Here is a 20,002-nt window from a genome sequence, read left to right on the forward strand (position 1 = left end):
TTTTATAATTTGTAATCACAAATTGTTTGTATTGGATTTTGAAGAATCATGTTGATTAAGCAATGGATGTGATTTAATATTTCCTGTATTTTCTTCGCTTCATATAAAGTTTGATCATATCCAAACTTTATTGTAAGTTTTTCTTCAGGGAAGCACATAATTCCATACTTTACATGTGGCTCATCAACAACTTCGTAATCCGTGATGGCAAAATGTCTGTTTTCATTTGAAGAAAAGATTGCTGGATTAGTTGGATAGTTTTCAAAAACCCAAAGATGGTCAGTCAACTCAGTTTTTAATTCACTTTGCTTTTGTATATCAACAAATGAATAGTATGCATACTCATTACATTTTAATGTTTCTAGTTGAACTTTTTGCAGGAAGTCCACAAAAGACTGCGTTTCTGTCCATGCTAATCGGATAGGCAAAACATTTGTGAATAGACCGAACATACTTTCAATTCCTTCTACTTCGGGAGGTCTGACTGATACGAGATTAGGCAATACTACTTCTCTCGTTCCGTTGAATTTGCCAAGTAATATTCCCCATACAGCTAGTAGTGCTGTATTCATAGTTATATTGTTTTTAGTTACAAATGTCTGTAACTGATTAGTCAAATCCTTGTCTAAGGTTAAATCCATAAAAGTGAAGTTTAACCCTTCACTTTTAGATGGGACTTTCTTTTTAGGAATACTAATTTTCTGATTGTATCCTGATAAATAATCCCTCCAAAAATGACGTGCTTTCTCATGATCTTGTACCAAAGTCCAGTCTATGAATGTTTCAAAAGGTTTTACTATAGGTAACCCCGCCGTAGTTCCCGCATTTGTTGTTTCATAGAGCTGGAATAATTCGTCTATCAAAATGCTGACGCTCCAACCATCACATAATAGATGATGGGAACTCCAAATTACCTTATGCTCGTTATTACCTAGTTGGAATATACAGAGACGTGTCATAAGTTCATCATTTTTAAATCCTCGACTTAAATTTTCATTCATCCACTGTTTTAGGAATTCTTGCTGTTCTTGTTTCGTCATCTCAATCAAGTTTTTTATTTCTGAATTTATTTGAACATCATATAGAACAGCTTGCCAAGGTTTTGCTTGTTCATCTTGCACAATTATTGTTCTTAAAGAATCATGACGATCAACTAATTGTTGGAAACACTGAATAAAGAGTTTAATATCCAACTCCCCCTCAAGTGCCCAAATTGTTTGTTCAAAATATGCATTTGTATCAGGTTCATTCGTAGCATGTTCATAAATAACTTCTTGGAAAGGTGCTAACGGGTAAATACGTTCTATTTTTATATCCGGCATTTTTTCTTGTATTTTGGTAAGTGTTTGTTGATTAAGTTGTTTATCTTTAATATTTAGTAATGTAGCTTTATTATCGTTCATTATGTTTACATCATTTGTTTGTGAACTTGAAAAATGGTCTAGCTTTTTAACAAATTGAACCATGTCCCTTAATATAGGAAATGAAAATAGATTTTTTGGTTCAAGCTCAAATCCTTGTCGATACAATCTGACGGACACTTGAATCGCTTTTATCGAATCTCCACCTAAGGCGAAGAAATGATCATTTACTCCAACTTGATCTATTTTGAGTACTTCTTGCCAAATACTAGTTAATATTTTTTCCATTTCAGTTTTTGGAGCAATAAATACTTCATTTGTTTGTTTCTCGGGAGTAGGGAGCGCTTTTCTATCTAATTTACCGTTTGGAGTCAAGGGTAATTGATCCAAATAAACAAAATAAGAAGGAATCATGTAATCTGGCAAGTGATCTCGCAAATGCTTTCGTAGTTCTGTTGTACTAATATTTTGCTCAGTTACCACATATGCAACTAAAAATTTTATTCCGTTCTCATCTGTTTGATCAATTACGACAGCATGTTCGACTTGTTTATAAGTTAGAAGACAATGAGCGATTTCTTCTAACTCTACTCGATACCCTTGAATTTTTACTTGGTAATCTTGGCGGCCTAAAAATTCAATATATCCCTCAGAATGCATTTTTCCACAATCTCCTGTTTTGTATATAAGACCAAAATCAGGATGTGACACAAACGCTTCATTTGTTTTCTTTTCATCATTTAAATATCCTTTAGCAAGGCCCACTCCCCCGATATATAAATCTCCAATTACACCAACAGGGCACATTTTCTTTTCATAGTTCAACACATAATACGTTTGGTTTGCCAAGGGCATCCCGTATGGAATACTATTCCAATGTGATTCCACCTGTTTGACCGGATAATAAATTGACCAAATCGATGCTTCTGTTGCCCCTCCTAGTGAAACTACTTCTGCAATCGGAAAATGTCGTTTTATTTTTTCTGGTAAAGAAAGCGGAATCCAATCTCCACTATGTAAAACTAAACGTAAAGAAGAATGTTCAAAATGAGAACCTACTTGATCCAATGCCAAATCCATGATTGCAGGCACTGTATTCCAAATTGTAATCCCTCTACGTTCGACAGTGCGGATTAATTCTTGCATGTCTCTCGGATCACGAATCATTACTAACATTGCACCTGTGCTTAAAGCTCCGAAAATATCGTATACAGATAGGTCAAAACACATGGAAGAGATACTAATAATACGATCATCTTCATTTACCTCATATTTTTGATTTATGTCTTGAATCGTATTTGTAACCGCTTGGTGAGTAATAATTACTCCTTTTGGTTTTCCTGTACTTCCTGAAGTGTATATAATATAGGCAATATCTTCTGGACCAGCAATAGCGGGCATGTCTTCTGTTGTATAAAATGACAAATCATTTTCTTCATAAAGACTAGGTTCTAATAAAAGCTTGCATGAGCTATTTTTTAAAATATATGTTTGGCGATCTAAAGGATGATCGGGATCAATCGGAACATAAGCAGCACCTGCTTTTAAAATACCTAGCATATTAACAATTGTGTCAACTCGTCTTTTGGCTAAAAGACCCACTTTGTCACCAAGACCAATGCCCTGCTCTTTTAAGAAGTGGGCAATTTGATTGGAGCGTTTATGAAGTTCCGAGTATGTTAACCATTTTTGCTCAAATACCACCGCTACTTCATTCGGTGTACGTTTTACTTGGTCTGTAAATAATTGATACAGAGTAGTTGAAGGTATTTTTTCTGTTGTTTCATTATATTGTTCAATTAAAGTTTGATCCGACTCTTCCATCTGCAAAGATGTTATATCGCTTTGTTTCACCAATTGTTCCAATAAGTCAACAAATTGGGAAAACATTGCTTCTATCACATCAATATCAAACAACTCTTCAACATAATTCCAGCTAATTAATAACTCACCATTTTTTTCAATTACTACATTATCCAAATACACTTGTGGAGTCCGAGCATGAATATAGCGAAGAGAACCAAGTTGTTCCCAAGAGAAAGCACCTGCACCTGCTAACATCGAGGTGAAAACGATTGGCATCACTGCTTTTGGTGTCATTTGATGATATCGAGTAAAATCTCGAATAAAGTTAACTCCATCGTAATGACGATGTTCAAGGCCATCTAATAAAGTAGATTGCGTTTCTTTTACTCTAGTAAAGAAAGTTTGCTCTGGTTTTACATCAACATCCAATAAAATAAGCGATGTGAAATCTCCAACAATCTGTTCTACTTCATCATGAACAGGATAACGGTTAAATACAGTCAAGTTAATTGCTAATCGACGTTGATTACTCCAATATGCCAACACATCACCATATATTGTACAAAGTAGAGCGGAAGGAGTTACCTCTTTCTCTTGTGCTAACTTTCTTAGCTTTGTCCATTTTTTATTATCCAGGATTTTTGTAAGTGATTGGAATTTAGGAGTAGCAATCTCTGCTGGATCCTTTTTTAACAGCAAAGAAGGTGCAAACGGAAAGTCAGGAAGCTTACTTGTCCAATAATCTTTTGCTGTTTTATATTCTTCGCTTTGTTCCATTTCATCATAGATAAACATATAATCTTGAAAATCAAAAGATAAAGATTCTAATTTTTGATTTGGTTTATAATAATAATGCAACAAATCCTGTCCAACAATGTTCATGCTTGCTCCGTCCATTAACAAAGCATCGTATCGAAAACATAATAAATACGTGTCTTCTTTTAAAAGAAAAGCTTTCAATTCAAACAAAGGCCATTGCCCCAAAGGGAATACATGGTTAGTCATTCGAGAACGCTCTTCTTGTAAGCGAGCATGTTGATTCCTATCATCTAAATCTATGAGACTCTCTATTTCAATCTCGTAATCAGGAACGCTTTGTAATATTTGCTGTTTTCCCTCTGGTAAAATTACAGCTCGCAACATTGGATGACGATGGATCACCTTTTGAAAACTTTTTGAAAGACGATTGATATCCAATGTTGTTTCATATTCAAAATATGTTTGAGGTGAAATACCACTTAATTCAAACTGTGAATTCCTTCCTAACATATACGCTGTCTGAACTTCTGTTAAGGAAAATGGATTAGATAAATCTTTAACATGAGTTGGTCTACTTTCAAAGTTTTCCTCTTTATGCTCTAACTTTACACAAGAACTCAGTTGAGCGATTGTAGGGTGCTTAAAAAAATCTGTTGTACTTATTTTTAAGCAGTCTTTTCTTAGTAAATTAATTACTTGAAGTGCTTTAATGGATTCTCCTTTTAATGCAAAAAAATTATCATGAATACCGATTCCCTCAATCTCCATAACTTTTTCCCATGCACACACTAATTTTTGTTCAATTTCATTGCGCGGGGCAACGTATGGGATTGATACATAATCCGTTTGTGTTATATCCAATAACCTTTTTCTATCCACTTTTCCATTTGGATTCAATGGAATCTCTTCTACCTGAATCATTTTTTCAGGAATCATAAACTCAGGTAATTTATCACTTAAATATTTTCTGATCTCACCAAAAGACACCTTGTTATCCGATACATAGTAGGCAGCTAATAATTTCCTATTTCCATACACTTGATCAACAACGATAGCCTGGTTTATTTCTGGATATTCCCTTAATTGAGTTTCGATTTCTCTTAATTCAATCCGATACCCCCGAATTTTCACTTGATGATCCATTCGACCTAAATACTCAAGCTCTCCATTAGGCAACCAACGAACGAGATCACCTGTATGATACATCATTTCTCCTGCCGTAAAAGGACTCGGTACAAATTTTTCATCTGTCAGTTTACTTTTACCAAGATACCCTCGTGCTACCGCTACTCCAGCAATGCAGAGTTCACCGGGAATTCCAAATGGTTTTAATTGGCCATACTTATTCAATATATAGGAATGATAATTCGGATTTGGTTTGCCGATCGTAACTTCTTTGGAAGTGCTCAAGTCTTTTACTGTTGCGCAAATGGTTGTTTCTGTGGGACCATAAATATTTAAAATTGTTGCTTCACTGATACAACGAATTTTTTCAACCAAATCAATGGAAAATGCTTCTCCTGCTAATAAAATAGATTTTAAATCTTTTAGAAAATTTGCCCCTTCTGGATCACTCAAAATCACTTCCATTCGCGATGGCGTTGATTCCCATAAATCCACCTTATGTTTTTTGACCAAATGAGCCAATTCTTTTGTTGCAAACTGTTCCTCTGTAGCAATTACTACTTTTGAACCTTGCGTTAAAGGAAGACATATTTCTAACAAGGAAATATCAAAAGATACACTAGCAAGAAACAAGAATGATTGATTAGCTTTTACTTTTTCTCTCATTACATTTAAAAAATGAACTAGCGATTTTTGTTCTATCATTACCCCTTTTGGATTTCCTGTCGATCCTGATGTGTAAATAACATAAGCCAAATCATTAGGATTATGTTCTCGTACTAAATTACTTTCTTCACCTTGGAAAAGATATTCTTTATCAAGATACAGTACTTCACCCGCAAATTGCGGCAATACTTCCTCTGTTCGCTTACTAAGTAAATATTTTGCTTGACTATCTTGTAACATATATTCAATTCGTTCAGTTGGGTAGTTAGGGTCGATTGGTAAATACGCTGCTCCTGCTTTTAAAATCCCCATCATACCAATAATCATTTCTAATGACCGATCTACCATAACGCCAATAATACTTTCTTTTGAAACACCTTTACTTTGAAGAATAGAAGCCAATTGATTCGCTTTCTTATTCAATTCTCTATATGTCAAAGATTGATCATTACAAACAACAGCAATTTGATCTGGAGTTTTTAATACTTGCGCTTCAAACAAATCTTGAAATGATTGAAACAAGTCTATGCCCGTTTGAAAAGTATTCAATCCTTCTAACAACTCTTTTTCTTCTTCTGCAATAATACAAATATCTTTCAATGCCAAATTCGGATTTTGTGAAACTTGCTTTAAAACATAACAATACGAATTGGCAAACTGTTGCAAAGAAGAGAATGAACGGGACTTACAAGAAATTTGAAATTCAAATTCATTATGTATTTCATTCCATTTTCTTCGTATCCATAGGACTAAATTATTCTCTGCGTATTCTTCTAGCGAATTTTCATTATGTAATCCTTCCATCCCGATTACAATTTGAAAAGGAGTTAAATTGTGTTTAACTAATAATTCAGAGAGCGGATACTCCTGATTTTCATACCCGAATAAAGTCGTTTGTTCAATCTCATTTACTAATTGTTTAAAGGGGTGATGCGGATGGATTTCACTTCCTAAAGGAATCAACTTATTAAGATTCTCACTTTGTTCAAGATTCTTTTCAATTATAGGAATACCAATAGTAATTCTTTCTTGATCTGTATAATGTGCCAAACAAACCCTTAAAGCGGCTTGAAACCAGCTAAATAATAATAAATCTTGAGACTTACTTATTTTTTGTATACTTTTACTAAATTCTACATTCACTATGACTTGAACGTACTCACAAGGTGTTTCTTTATTTAGTTGGTAATCGCTATTAAATTTAAATACAGAAAAATCGAGAATCTCGGAAGATAATTGCTCCTTCCAAAACGCTTCTACTTCTTTATTTTCATGAATTGAACTTCGATCTTTAATGTGCATTTTTACCTTTATCCCCCTAATATTCATTTCTTCTACTCGTTAATTTTTAAGCCAACTTCAAGCCCATGGAGAAACACTTGATGATTATCCAAACATAAAAATTGCTGAATATCTTCAAATTTCATATGACCAACTGAACAAACCCCTAAATTTAATGTTTCAGCAACCATATTTAAGGTAGCAGTGATAATGCCTGACTCAATACAAGCAAATAAATATCCATCTGAACCGTATTTCGGGATGGAAGCGTTCGCATTATAAACCAAATAAACTGAGAAGGCAGATTGAGTAAATAAATCCTGATTAATTAACTCATGATCACTTTTGATTACTTGATCAATGCTGTTTACAATCACAAGACTATTTTTTGATGGGTTATAATAATAAAATCCAGCTTTCATACCCTCTATACGTTTTGGTTTTACATAAACAAAGATATCAATGGGATAGAGCCCCCCTGCACTTGCGTAATGATAGTATATTTTTTCTTCCCTAACCTGTTTTAGAGTTGATAAGAATTGGGAAAATTCCGAAAAACTAATATGTTTTTCCGTATCAAATTGACGACAAGATCTACGTTCCTTAATTATAGTAGGTAGCTCATTTGTTGTTTCAAGTTGAATTTCGGTCGACCGTGCAGCAACGTGCGTGCGATTTAATTGTTCACTCATATACTTATCTAACTTTTCTTTAGAAAAGCGAATCTGGTTGCTATATGGATTTGAAAAAATCTTTTCTTGTGAAGAAAATACTTCTCTTGGGTGTAATATATTACTTACTAACACACGATTTTTTATCATGAGCTCTATGTTTTTTTGTGTCTCTTCTACATTTCCTAACGAAAAGCGCTCTACTAGTTCACTAATTTTCACACCTTTTTGAGCCATAAAATAAAAATCTGGAAACCACTCAGACAGAATACCTGTAAATCTCATTTCCCCTATCAAAACTTCATTATGCAACTTCTCCCAATGCTTAATCGGAGACCAGTAATAAATTTTCTCGCTCATATAACCCTCCATAAACGTTTAACTTATTTTTGAAATGCAATTTTCTAATTTACAAAAATTTTTTTGGATTCTGCTCCTTGTCTCATAGTGATTATAAATACATGCACTTTAACGAAACTTGAAAATAATGAAATAACTTTTTCTTCATTAAAATTTTTTATTTCATCATAAAAAATGATTTCTTTTTGGATATTTCACATCCTTTCCCATAGTAATCCTATAAGGTATAAACCATTTATAACATTGAGAATATTCATGTATTTCCAATGTGAAATTATTGTAATGGATTGGAGAGCGGTTGAATATAGTTATTAAATCAAATAATGTTGAGAAAGTTTTATTTATTATATCGATAAAATTTTATGATGTAATTTATTACAAATAGATTAAGAAAAGAGTTTTAAATTTTTCTTAATCAGTTAGTGTGAAAATATCACATACTATTACATACAATCGAGTTACTTACATTTCATATTCAAAATAGAGAAAAGACACCTTGAATGGTGTCTTTTCTCTATTTTAATTCCTTATACTTTTTACGCCTTTGTTATTTTTAAACGATTTGTAGGAATTAATACAACTCGAACATCTAGTTCGTTATATGTTCGAATATATAATAAACATTATCTGAATTACGAATGTATTTCAGGTAATTTTATAAATAAACTCAAAGATATCTTCTTCTCCTACTGCCACAAAAGAAATAATCTATTGCTTATTTCTTTTATTAAATTGTAATATAATTACAGTATGTGAAATTATATTACATTAACTTTAAAAACGAAGTGAGAATAATCTTCACTTCGCTTTTTTTATTTGCAATCCTTGTTAAATTTGCTCAATGCAGTATTTATTTCCACATTCTTCGCTTTTATTTAATCGGTTTCTCTGTTTTTAAGACAAATGAACTTAATGCAGGAACTTTAATTTTATTGTCATGGACAACATAAAGTGGTTTACTTCCCGCCTGCTTGCTGTCTACTAGTACTTTCCAAGGCCCTTTCGATGGAAGTGTTATTTCAACAGCTTCTCTATTTGCATTGTGAGCCACTGTAAAGTATTCATTTTTATTCCCCTCTATTGTATAAGCTACCGTATTTTTCGGAGCATCAATAAATGATACGTGTGTTTTTATTTGCTCTGCAGATGTCATTCGAAAAGCTGAGTACTTTTTGCGTAATTCTATTAAACCCTTCATATAATCTACTTCATTATTAAACGTTGCACGGCGCAGCCAATCCATCTGGTTAATTGAATCTGGAGATTTGTAACTATTATGATCACCGTATTTCGTCCGCATAAACTCTTGCCCTGCATGTAAAAATGGAACTCCTTGTGATGTTAATAAAATTGAAGAAGACAATTTGTGCATTTGTTTTCGCACTTCTTCACTGTCACCTGAATTAGTTAACTCAAGTTTATCCCATAATGTATGATTGTCATGTGCTTCCACATAAGTTAATACCTGTTCCGGATCTTGATAGGTAGACGAATTTGTATCGTAGTCAATACCTGCCGTAATACCTTTTTTAATACGATCTTCCATGTTTTCCTTTCCATTTATAAAACCATTTTCCTTTTCCTCAAATACACTACCTTTCAACCCATCACGTATATTATCGTTAAAATGAGCAATCCCTTTCATTTTCTCTGCATTTTTTTGATTTGCTTTCAGCTCAGCTGCAAGAGGTGTATTTAAATCCCATCCTTCTCCGTGTAGTATAATAGAAGGGTCAATTTGATTAACAGCTTTACGTATTTCATTCATCGTTTCATAATCATGAATACCCATTAAATCAAAACGGAATCCATCTAAATTGTATTCTTTTGCCCAATATGTGACGGAATCTATCATAAATTTCCTCATCATTTTTCTTTCTGAAGCAGTATCATTTCCTACTCCAGTTCCATTTGCAAATGTTCCATCTTCATTGTAACGATAATAATAACCTGGAACTAACTTATGGAAATTAGATTCAGCAGCGTTATACATATGGTTATATACTACATCCATCACTACTCGAAGATTATTATCATGTAGTGTTTGAACCATTTGCTTCAATTCAGTTATTCGCACAGTCGGCTCATAAGGATTTGTAGAATAGGAGCCTTCTGGAACGTTGAAATTTTTAGGATCATATCCCCAGTTATATTGCGGTTCATTTAAAGTCTCTTCATTTACAGAAGCATAATCAAATATCGGTAAAAACTGAACGTGAGTAACACCTAGATCCTTTATATGATCAAGTCCTGTTTTTACACCTTCTGGCCCTTTTGTTCCTTTTTCTGTTACACCTAAATACTTCCCTTTCTGTTTAATACCACTTTCAGGTTGGATGGAAAGATCGCGTACATGTAACTCATAAATAATAGCATCTTCCGGATTTTTAAATTTTGGCTTTTTGTTTGCTTTCCATTTTTTCGGATTTGTTTCTTCTAAATTAACGACTGCACCTTTATCTCCATTTACAGAAGCAGCACGCACATATGGATCAACCGCTTCAGTCCATGTATCACCAATTTTGACCTTATACGTATAAAAGAGCCCTTTTTGATTCCCCTTTAGTTCTGCTGTCCAAGTTCCCTTTTCACCTTGTTGCATGTTTATTTCAGCACCTATTTTATCGTTCCAGTTTTTATATGTAACTAACTTCGCTTCGCTTGCAGTAGGAGCCCATAAACGGAACTTTGTATGTTGCGCGGTATATGTATTCCCTAAATCGTTACCACTATAATAAAATAAATTATCAAATTCCTCGCTACGAATGACTTTACCAATTTCAGTATTCGTATCAGCTAAGTTTTCTATTTTAACTTTGTATGTTTGTTTTAAATCAATTTTCTGTTCCGTAATTATTTTGACCTTATTAGTAATATCTCCACTATTTATATCATAAGGACTAATATTTTTAATTTTAATGCCTTCAATTTCAATTTTCTTTTCCCTAATATGAAACGGGACATTAGTCGTTACGGTAATTTCATGGAAACTATCAATAGTTGCTTTTTGAATTGAGAGATCTGAAGAAGGCTTAGAGTTATATACTTTTTCATCGCCCGAAAGAATCCATACTTCAGCACGACCGCCCTTTATATTTTCAATCCAACGATCCCCACCATCTTTTTCCCATTCATTTGTTCGAACTATAAATCCTACACGATTATAGTCACCGTCTATTTTTATCTTAGCGTATTTTCCAAATTCATCTTCACCAGTAAATTCATAAGATGTACCATTTGCATTTTCTCCCCATAACCAAAGATTCCAGTCTTTTGTATTTCCAAGCTTCTCTTTGTAATGAATGATAACTTCAGTTGTTTTCGAATTTGAAACTGCCTTCACACCCTGAAAGGAGAAAACAGATGATAACATAACGATTAAAGTAAGTAATAAAACTGTTTTGTTAATTAATCTTTTTATAATTTGCACCACATACACCCTTTCTTCAAATATTACTAGCGATTTATTATGCTTACACTGAATAACACTGCTTAAATTAATCTAGAAATCTCTTTTGCTTCACCTCCATATTGGCTATTTTCACGTATGTATTTCAATGACCTTTTAATACGGAAGCGTTTGCATAAATTGCTTAAAAAAATAGATTTGTGTATGCCCTCATATATTTGTAAATGCTAAAAGGTCAGGGAAATCATTTTAAAGCAATCGTTTGTTATCGCTTTCATTTTATAGACTTTCTATCAAGAGGTCAATATATTATTAATTTTCTGTTTTTACACACTTTAAACCTTATTTATTTGTCGCAACTTCTTACAGATAACGCACCTAATTATTGCTTAGTCAGTTTATTTCCAACAATACATTGCTAAGTAAAAAAACAGCTAATATCCTTAAAATGATATTAGCTGTTTTTTCATAATGTATTAATATATGAATGATAACTATATTTCTAAATTACTTAATTTTTGCTGCATCAAATGCCTTTTGAACTGCTTGAACTTCAGCTGTATTTGCACCATATTTATTAGTTGCCACTCGAATACATGCTGATCTCAATTCTTTGAAATTAGAAGTCATGTTTAACTCATCAGTATTTGCATAATAGAAAATATCAAACATTTTATCTTCACCAATTCCTTTAACAGTCACTCCGTTATGAGTTCCGCCTTTTGCAATGAGATACGCAACTTTATTAATAATACTTGAATTAAAATGAACACCGCCTTGATCCCATCCATTAAAATCGTTAAATTCACTGTAATCATCTGGATAAGGTACTCCAAGTGAAGATGGAACAGAAGCTGGGTTTTCCATATCACGGAAAACAGATCCCGTTTGTTCTCCCATTGTCCAGTTAAAGTTTCCATTATTTACGTATTTCTCAATAGATGTTCCCATAATATCAGATAGTGCCTCATTAATCGCACCGGATTCCCCGTAATATTCAAGATTAGATTCGCTAGAAGTAACAGCATGTGTAAATTCATGTCCAGCTACGTCATATGCTTTAACAATAGGATCACCATATACAAGCATACTTCCATTATTAGCACTTAATGCATTCTGCCAATTCTTCGGATCATTCGTCTCTTCAGAATCCCAAGCGTGTACAACTGAAACTACCTTTTGTCCCTTATTATCAAAGCTATTACGCTTGTATTTATCTTTATAAAAATCAAATACTTTTGTTGCTAAGTAATGAGCACTTACCGCTTTGGGATCGTTAAATGTTGCCGAAGTACTAGTCGCTAATGTACCAGGATAATAGCTTTCTTCTTTAGTAATATCTTTGTAATTCACATCATATGTTTCAATCCCTTGCCCTCTTGTATAATCAGCAAGAGCATATTTGCCATTACTTTGTTTAGAGATACCAAATGAACGAGAAATACCTAAATCATCTTTTCCTGTTCCAGTTAATGATGTAAGACTGCTTTGTTTACTTTTCTTTAAAGCTCCAACTAGTTTGTCACTGGCCTTTAAGTTAGATTCTTGTACCATATTTTTTAACATATCACCATTTTGTGCATTTACTAAATAAGTACCAGAAACATAGTTTGGTGTTGCGGCTTCAAAGGTAACTTGGTATGCATTTTTAGCTTGTCCATTATTTTCATCAACAAAAATAACCTCTTTAACTTCTGGCTCAGTAATAAACTTGATATCGTTCCCGTACTTCGTATAAATAAATTGTTTTGCTTCATCTTTTGATAGATTAATAGGTTTTTTCAATTCTTCTTGTTTTAAATTTTGCGCGCTATCACCTGAAACACTTTTAATAACACCATTATTATCTACATGTGCAGTTAATTGATGGCCATATACTTCTTTTCCTTCGTATGTTTGCTGCATACGTACAAGTGTAGTTCCATCATACGAACCACGTTTTTGAAGGACTTTATAATCTACTCCTGCTTCTCCATTGACTTGTTTTTGGGACAGAGCTTGCTCTGTTTTCTCCTTAAGTGCATCCTTTACTACATTTTCTGGTGCCTTTTGTGACGGTTGTGTAAGTTCACCCGAACGGAACGATTCCTCCTGAATTTGAACTTGTAACTGATCTGTTTCCTCTGCATGACCTACCCCATATGGTGCCACAGCTGTTAAAGCTAATCCTGTTGTTAATGCTACCTTAGTTAATGTCTTTGTGTTTTTCATTATTTCACCTCGTATAATTTTTGAAATAGAAAGCTTGTACAAAGTATACTGTCTATTTCTGTCGGAAAAAAGAGAAAATACACAATTTATGTAACATTATGCAAAATTACATAAATTGTGGTCAATATTATAAATAATGAACGGAACACATATGAACATTAATTTGAATAAAAAAGAGTCCTTTTAGGCGCTCATCCAATTGGTTAATTATCTATATTCATTCTAATAAAAGTGCACTTACATCTAAATAACAACATAAAAACCCACTCTTTACTATTGTAAGAGTGGGTTTAATGCTATTAAAATAACAATTACTATAAGAAACCTTATAATTTATATTTTTTTAGTAATCCTACTAAGTTTTTTGTAAAATTCACCTTTCGTTTTTATATGCTTAAACTGATTTGGATTAATATTTGCTTTTTGTGAGAGTGCTACAATCTCTTCTTTTGTAATTGAATCTTTCGTATTTATAGATGCTATATTTGTGTATTTTCCGTCTTCTGTTTTTGGAATTTCTAAAATCCCTTTATTCACAAGATCAACTACAGCCTTATGCTCTGAAGAATGTAAATCTACACCAGTAATTTTCCAATTACGCATAACTTTTGGCGTGTATACACCGTTCTTTACCTCTTTTAAATATGTAATAGCAAGGTTACGAATGGTTCCACCTGTTTCTCCAAATGCATTCTCTTGTTTAGATGACCAAATTTGTTCAAACTTACGCCCCTCTAAAGCTCCTCCTTTTGCCTGAAGAGCCTCCATTCTGTATGCATTCATTCCCAGCGTCATAACATCGCTCATTTTGATTGGTTTGTTTGTACGAATAGAGCGTAAATTTGTAATTCTACTTCCGTATGGTTTTGTTAAGTCAATTTCGTATTTTACGCCTCCAAAGAAATCGTTCGTACTGTATTTAGATGCACGGCGGGTTTTATCAAAGCTAACGGTTACATCTCCGGCACGAGATGAGTTAAAATATCCTGCTGCCCATTCCATATAGTCTTTTAAATCTTTTCCAGAAATCTTATATACTGTAATCTCTCCCAAGGCATATTGGTAATTATACGCAATATCTTTTTTCTTAATAGGACCTGTATCCAAACGGGCATAATCATTATCAATTTGATGGGCTACTACATCTGCTTTACTGTAGTAGAGCATGACTTCATGAAAGAAATCTGATAAAGGTGTTTCTTGAATCTGAACACTTGGAATACCCTTTATTTCATTTTCAGGAACAAGATTTCTACCCTTTAATTGAGCGACTACAACATTTGCATCTCCTCTCGCATATTCGTGAAAAGGTGTTAGTGTTTCTTCAAGTGTAGGATCAGATAATATCGTTGTTCCATCAGCATTTTTTACAGGTATAGCGGTAGCAGTTTTATCTTTTAAAACCAACTTCCCATCTTGCTTTGTAAAAGTAAGGTCAATACGTGAAATATGTGTTCCATATTTATCTGGCTCTGTAATAATTACGCCATTTACAACTTCTTTTTTTACAAGTTTATGCATGTGAGCCGCAAAAATAGCGCTTAGTTCCGGACAAGCATTTGCAATATCTTGAACACCAGTACCAGGGATACCATTCTCATTTTCTAATCCCATATGCATAACTCCTACCATTACATCTACTTTACCTTCTAATTCCTTAATTGCCTTTTTCGTCTCTTCTACCGGATTTTTCACCACTAAACCATTTAAGTGATCTGTCCCTTTTTCAAAATCACTAATCATTGGTGTATTCATACCAATAATCCCAACTTTAATTCCACCTTTTTCTACAATTGTATATGCAGGAAGAAAGCGCTCTCCATTTTCCTTATAAATATTTCCTGCTAACGTTTTTCCCTTATATTGCTCACTAACTTTTTTCAATGTATCTAATCCAAAGTTGAATTCATGATTTCCAAATGCCCAGGCGTCATATCCCATTGTATTCATCGCTACCATCATTGGCGATTGTGGCTTATCGTTGAATAATTCTACTGAGTTTCCTTGAATTGTATCCCCGGCATCTACTAATATGGTATTTTGATTTTCTTGACGGACCTTCTTTATAACCGTATAAAGCTGCGTCAAACTTCCACTCATATTTGCTCCATCAAGCGCATAATCCCAAGGCATAAATCTGCCATGAATATCTGCAGTACCTAACAATGTAATATTAACTTCAGATTCCTCAGCCTTAGAGATAGGTGGTTTGACTATTACTGCTGTTCCGAGCAGTAATAGAATTACAAAGTAACATACATAGTTCTTCCATTTCATTTTTTGCATAATAATAATATTTCTCCCCTTTTTGTACTTTCGTAAAGTTGTTTGAACTTTAAAAATGTAACTTATTATTCGGGAAACTTCAACTACAAAAGATAATTTTGAAGGTGGTTCTGTTGCAAAAATAAAGAGAATAAATTGCATACATCCCCTAACAGAATTGTATTTTATCGTTTCCTGACAGAATACCCCTTCCTTAAGGGTGTGAAGTGTACTTTCAAAATAAGGATATATCATTCATTATCATTTCAATTTATTAAAACGTGCATATACAATATGTTATGATGATTAATTTTTTGAATTTCGTTGCTGATTTATTTCCTTCTAAATAAAAACACTTTCAAAAAAAATAACCCCGCTCTTCATTTAAGACGGGGTTACACTTATACAGAAAATCGGATAGTTTTATATTTTCTTAAGCTTATTGGTTACTTTCAACTAATTTCATTCTATTTTTGTTTTCTTCTGAATCAATATGAATCAATCGTTTCCCCTGTTTATAATACGCATCAATAAACAGGGAATGATTTTTACTTTTCAATTTCACAAAGCAATTTTATCTCTTTGATTTGTTCTATATGACGCTGTTCATGCAAATAGATTAATTCTATCCACTGATCAAGAAATAATTCTCCAAGAGCTGGATGCATCACTGATTTTTTTACTAATTTAGATTCATCTTCTATTGTACTCAGAAAACGCATCAATTCTTTTCTTGATTCGTTTAGCATATTGAGCATTTGCTCCACTTCAAATGGTTCTATACTTGGTTCAATCATTTCTGGAGCTATAAACTTTTTCGTTCTATCTAATAAAATAGTGTGAATTTCTTTACGCTCATTTTGGGTACTATCTAACTTTTTTAACCCTGAGGAAATAACTGTTATCACTCTTTCATCTAATAAAACTAAATGATGACAAACTTGTGCAATACTCCATTTATCCTTATCTGGTTTCCTATTAAATTGAGCATCACTCAACAAAGAAATTTCCTCAACTAATTGATTTCTCGTTTCATAAAACTTGTCATTTACAAATGTATCCATGCGGATTCTCCTTTCATTGCAACCTACATACTTAAATTTCTACGCTAAAAATATTATCTTCGAAAACAGATTTTCTTTCACTACTATTCCAATTTCATTTTAAAGCCACAAATAAATCAACTTTTAACTTTCCTTCTAGATCTTCAGCAACATTATTTAAGCAAAACTCTAAATTATCTCTATCATAATCTGCACCATACTCACTATTTAGTAGCCACTCTGCATACATGTATTGATACGCTTCACTTAATTTATGAGGTTCATCATAGAACTGGTATAGACCATATGTACCTCCATCTAATCTTTTAAATTGCACATCATGATACTTTTCTTTATCGAAGTTTTCAGGAATCGTAACACATGCATCATGCCGGCACTTATGACTTGCAACAAGTTCAGGATTATCTAATGATATTCCGATAAATGATTGCTCTGGTGGATACAGTTTATTTTCAATTGACCAGTTCAGTAACTTCCCCCAGTGATCTTGCGGTTCAAAGTAGCTACCAGTTCGTCTTATATACGCTACTTCTAATGGTGGTAATTTTTTTATAACAACTTTCATTTATATCTTCTCCCCTATAAATATGTACACTGTTTAATTAGCTTTTTTTAACATTTATTCCTTCTTAAATTAAAAGAATTCTCTAATCATATAAAGTGAAACTTTAATCAGCGGGAGATGAATTTTAATTGAAATATAATTGATTACTATTACTACTACTAAAGTAGTATGTACTTTCATACTTTTATTTGATTTTACATTCTTTTTAAATCGATATATTAATTGTAAGAAAATAAAAAGGTGGAGGATTTTAATTGATTAAAGGAATATACGAAGCGCATTTACCAGTGAGTAATTTACAACAATCTATCAGATTTTATGAAAAACTAGGGTTGAAGTTAGCCTGGAGCGATGAATCAACAGCATTCTTTTGGATTGAGGATGGGAAAAGTTGGCTAGGATTATGGGCGGGCTCTGAATACGAAACAAAATATCATCCTTCTTTACGTCATATTGCATTTAGAGTTTCATATGAGGATTTAAAAGAATCATTATATTGGTTACACTCACTTCAAATTAAAGCTGTTCCGTTTGGGAGTAATGAATCTATTGAACCATTTGTCCGTCCACATCAAGGTAATGCATCTGTTTATTTTATTGATCCAGATGGTAATAGCTTAGAACTTATTTGTCATATTTTTGTACCTAACGCACTAAAACATATAAATGATAAATTATCCTTTAAAGATTGGGAGACACTATTAGCTGACACATTTGAATGAATATTAGTTATAAATCATAATGGCTCGCCTTTATTTTTATAACATGTATAACAATCGTGAATAATAATGTCCTATCAATTTATCATTAAATAAATGTAAAAAATGACCCTATTTATTCATTTTTCATGCGTATGTATGTACATTTGTGAATTTATTCGATATATTATGGGTATTGAATGATTACGAAAAGTGTATAGGTCGCTTATATAACACCTTATATTTTTATATCCGTGAAAACTACAAAGTGTATGAAAATCCATTTGTCAAATGAATTTAGTGCGGAAGGAGGTTTGTGGTTACTTCATAGGGTATAATAATCAGTTTTTACTGATAAAAATATAGGAGGCGACATAATGTTTCGTACGATTTCAAATTTCATGAGAGTAGCTGAGATAAGAAGGAAAATCCTTTTTACACTAGCGATGTTAATCGTTTTTCGAATTGGCACGTTTATTCCAGTTCCTCATACTAACGCAGAGGTATTAAAAGTACAAGATCAAGCTAACGTTCTAGGTATGTTAAACGTATTTGGTGGAGGAGCATTGCAACATTTCTCAATCTTTGCTGTAGGTATTACACCATATATTACAGCTTCCATCATAGTACAATTACTACAAATGGATGTTATACCTAAGTTTTCGGAATGGGCAAAGCAAGGAGAAATGGGCCGTAAGAAATCAGCTCAATTCACTCGATACTTTACAATCATTCTCGCATTCATACAGGCCATCGGAATGTCTTATGGCTTTAATAATATAGCAGGTGGACAATTAATAACAGATCAAAGCTGGACTACATACTTATTTATTGCGACAGTTTTAACTGCAGGTACTGCATTTTTACTTTGGTTAGGCGAACAAATTACCGCTAACGGAGTTGGTAATGGTATTTCGATGATTATCTTCGCAGGTCTCGTTGCCGCGATTCCAAATGTTGCAAATCAAATTTATTTACAACAATTCCAAAATGCTGGCGATCAGCTATTCATGCACATAATAAAAATTGTTTTAATCGGACTCGTAATTTTAGCGATAGTTGTTGGCGTTATTTACATTCAACAAGCTGTACGTAAAATACCGATACAATATGCAAAAGCTGTTTCAGGAAACAATCAATATCAAGGAGCAAAAAACACTCATTTACCTCTTAAAGTAAATAGTGCTGGTGTTATACCAGTTATCTTTGCTTCTGCATTTTTAATGACGCCGCGTACAATTGCGCAGCTCTTCCCTGATTCAATCATATCAAAATGGTTAGTTGCAAATCTTGATTTCGCACATCCAATTGGAATGACACTTTATGTCGGTCTTATCGTTGCTTTCACATACTTCTACGCATTTATTCAAGTAAATCCTGAACAAATGGCTGAGAATTTGAAAAAGCAAAATGGATATGTTCCTGGTATTCGTCCTGGTAAAGCAACTGAACAATATGTAACTAAAATTTTATACCGTTTAACATTTATTGGTGCAATTTTCTTAGGTGCAATTTCTATATTACCGCTCGTATTCACGAAAATTGCTACGTTACCACCTTCTGCCCAAATTGGTGGTACAAGCTTACTTATCATTGTCGGTGTAGCACTAGAAACTATGAAGACGTTAGAAAGCCAGCTTGTAAAACGTCATTATAAAGGCTTTATTAAAAAAGTGAATTAATTATCAAAAACACAGTTGGTTATTTTTCCAACTGTGTTTTTGATTTTATCAGTCCTGTAATATACAGGGCTGTTGCTTT

At 33.1% G+C, this 20,002-nt stretch carries 9 protein-coding genes; 2 read left to right on the top strand and 7 right to left on the bottom strand.

What is annotated here, in order from left to right; translation table 11 throughout:
• Positions 1-2: 2 nt before the first annotated feature.
• From CN409_RS07725 to CN409_RS07755, 7 genes are all read right to left on the bottom strand, one after another.
• Positions 3-7,019: a non-ribosomal peptide synthetase gene (locus CN409_RS07725; RefSeq protein ID WP_141527695.1), complete on the bottom strand. Its 7,017-nt coding sequence runs from the start codon at positions 7,017-7,019 to the stop codon at positions 3-5.
• 32 nt (positions 7,020-7,051) lie between these two features.
• Positions 7,052-8,029: a SagB/ThcOx family dehydrogenase gene (locus tag CN409_RS07730; RefSeq protein ID WP_140161797.1), complete on the bottom strand. Its 978-nt coding sequence runs from the start codon at positions 8,027-8,029 to the stop codon at positions 7,052-7,054.
• Between the two features lie 871 nt (positions 8,030-8,900).
• Positions 8,901-11,459, bottom strand: coding sequence for a type I pullulanase (pulA, locus tag CN409_RS07735; RefSeq protein WP_086390565.1), 2,559 nt, complete (start codon positions 11,457-11,459; stop codon positions 8,901-8,903).
• Between the two features lie 486 nt (positions 11,460-11,945).
• Positions 11,946-13,649 (bottom strand): M4 family metallopeptidase, encoded by a 1,704-nt coding sequence (locus tag CN409_RS07740; protein ID WP_000799184.1) that lies wholly within the window; start codon positions 13,647-13,649, stop codon positions 11,946-11,948.
• A 333-nt stretch (positions 13,650-13,982) separates the two neighbouring features.
• Positions 13,983-15,935 (bottom strand): bifunctional metallophosphatase/5'-nucleotidase, encoded by a 1,953-nt coding sequence (locus CN409_RS07745; protein ID WP_014895270.1) that lies wholly within the window; start codon positions 15,933-15,935, stop codon positions 13,983-13,985.
• Positions 15,936-16,462: 527 nt separating this feature from the next.
• The gene (locus CN409_RS07750; RefSeq protein WP_017763234.1) at positions 16,463-16,978 is read right to left on the bottom strand and encodes a DinB family protein; all 516 of its coding nucleotides are present in this window, start codon (positions 16,976-16,978) and stop codon (positions 16,463-16,465) included.
• A 94-nt stretch (positions 16,979-17,072) separates the two neighbouring features.
• Positions 17,073-17,543 carry an AraC family transcriptional regulator gene (locus CN409_RS07755; RefSeq protein WP_017763235.1) on the bottom strand — a complete coding sequence of 157 codons (471 nt, stop codon included), beginning with the start codon at positions 17,541-17,543 and terminating at the stop codon, positions 17,073-17,075.
• 254 nt (positions 17,544-17,797) lie between these two features.
• On the opposite strand from CN409_RS07755, the gene CN409_RS07765 reads away from it, so the two are divergent.
• Both CN409_RS07765 and secY read left to right on the top strand, forming a co-directional pair.
• Positions 17,798-18,265 carry a VOC family protein gene (locus CN409_RS07765; protein WP_000589643.1) on the top strand — a complete coding sequence of 156 codons (468 nt, stop codon included), beginning with the start codon at positions 17,798-17,800 and terminating at the stop codon, positions 18,263-18,265.
• Between the two features lie 353 nt (positions 18,266-18,618).
• On the top strand, positions 18,619-19,923 hold the full coding sequence (gene secY, locus CN409_RS07770; protein ID WP_017763236.1) for a preprotein translocase subunit SecY: 1,305 nt from the start codon (positions 18,619-18,621) through the stop codon (positions 19,921-19,923).
• Positions 19,924-20,002 lie beyond the last annotated feature (79 nt).

The sequence above is a fragment of the Bacillus sp. AFS012607 genome (assembly GCF_002558005.1).
In the GTDB taxonomy this organism is placed as follows: Bacteria; Bacillota; Bacilli; order Bacillales; family Bacillaceae_G; genus Bacillus_A; species Bacillus_A thuringiensis_S.

What these genes read in the sequence shown, in the direction of transcription:
- CN409_RS07725 (WP_141527695.1), bottom strand. Translation starts at nt 7,019, where the DNA reads ATGCACATTAAAGATCGAAGTTCAATTCATGAAAATAAAGAAGTAGAA.
- CN409_RS07730 (WP_140161797.1), bottom strand. Translation starts at nt 8,029, where the DNA reads ATGAGCGAGAAAATTTATTACTGGTCTCCGATTAAGCATTGGGAGAAG.
- CN409_RS07740 (WP_000799184.1), bottom strand. Translation starts at nt 13,649, where the DNA reads ATGAAAAACACAAAGACATTAACTAAGGTAGCATTAACAACAGGATTA.
- CN409_RS07745 (WP_014895270.1), bottom strand. Translation starts at nt 15,935, where the DNA reads ATGCAAAAAATGAAATGGAAGAACTATGTATGTTACTTTGTAATTCTA.
- CN409_RS07750 (WP_017763234.1), bottom strand. Translation starts at nt 16,978, where the DNA reads ATGGATACATTTGTAAATGACAAGTTTTATGAAACGAGAAATCAATTA.
- CN409_RS07755 (WP_017763235.1), bottom strand. Translation starts at nt 17,543, where the DNA reads ATGAAAGTTGTTATAAAAAAATTACCACCATTAGAAGTAGCGTATATA.
- secY (WP_017763236.1), top strand. Translation starts at nt 18,619, where the DNA reads ATGTTTCGTACGATTTCAAATTTCATGAGAGTAGCTGAGATAAGAAGG.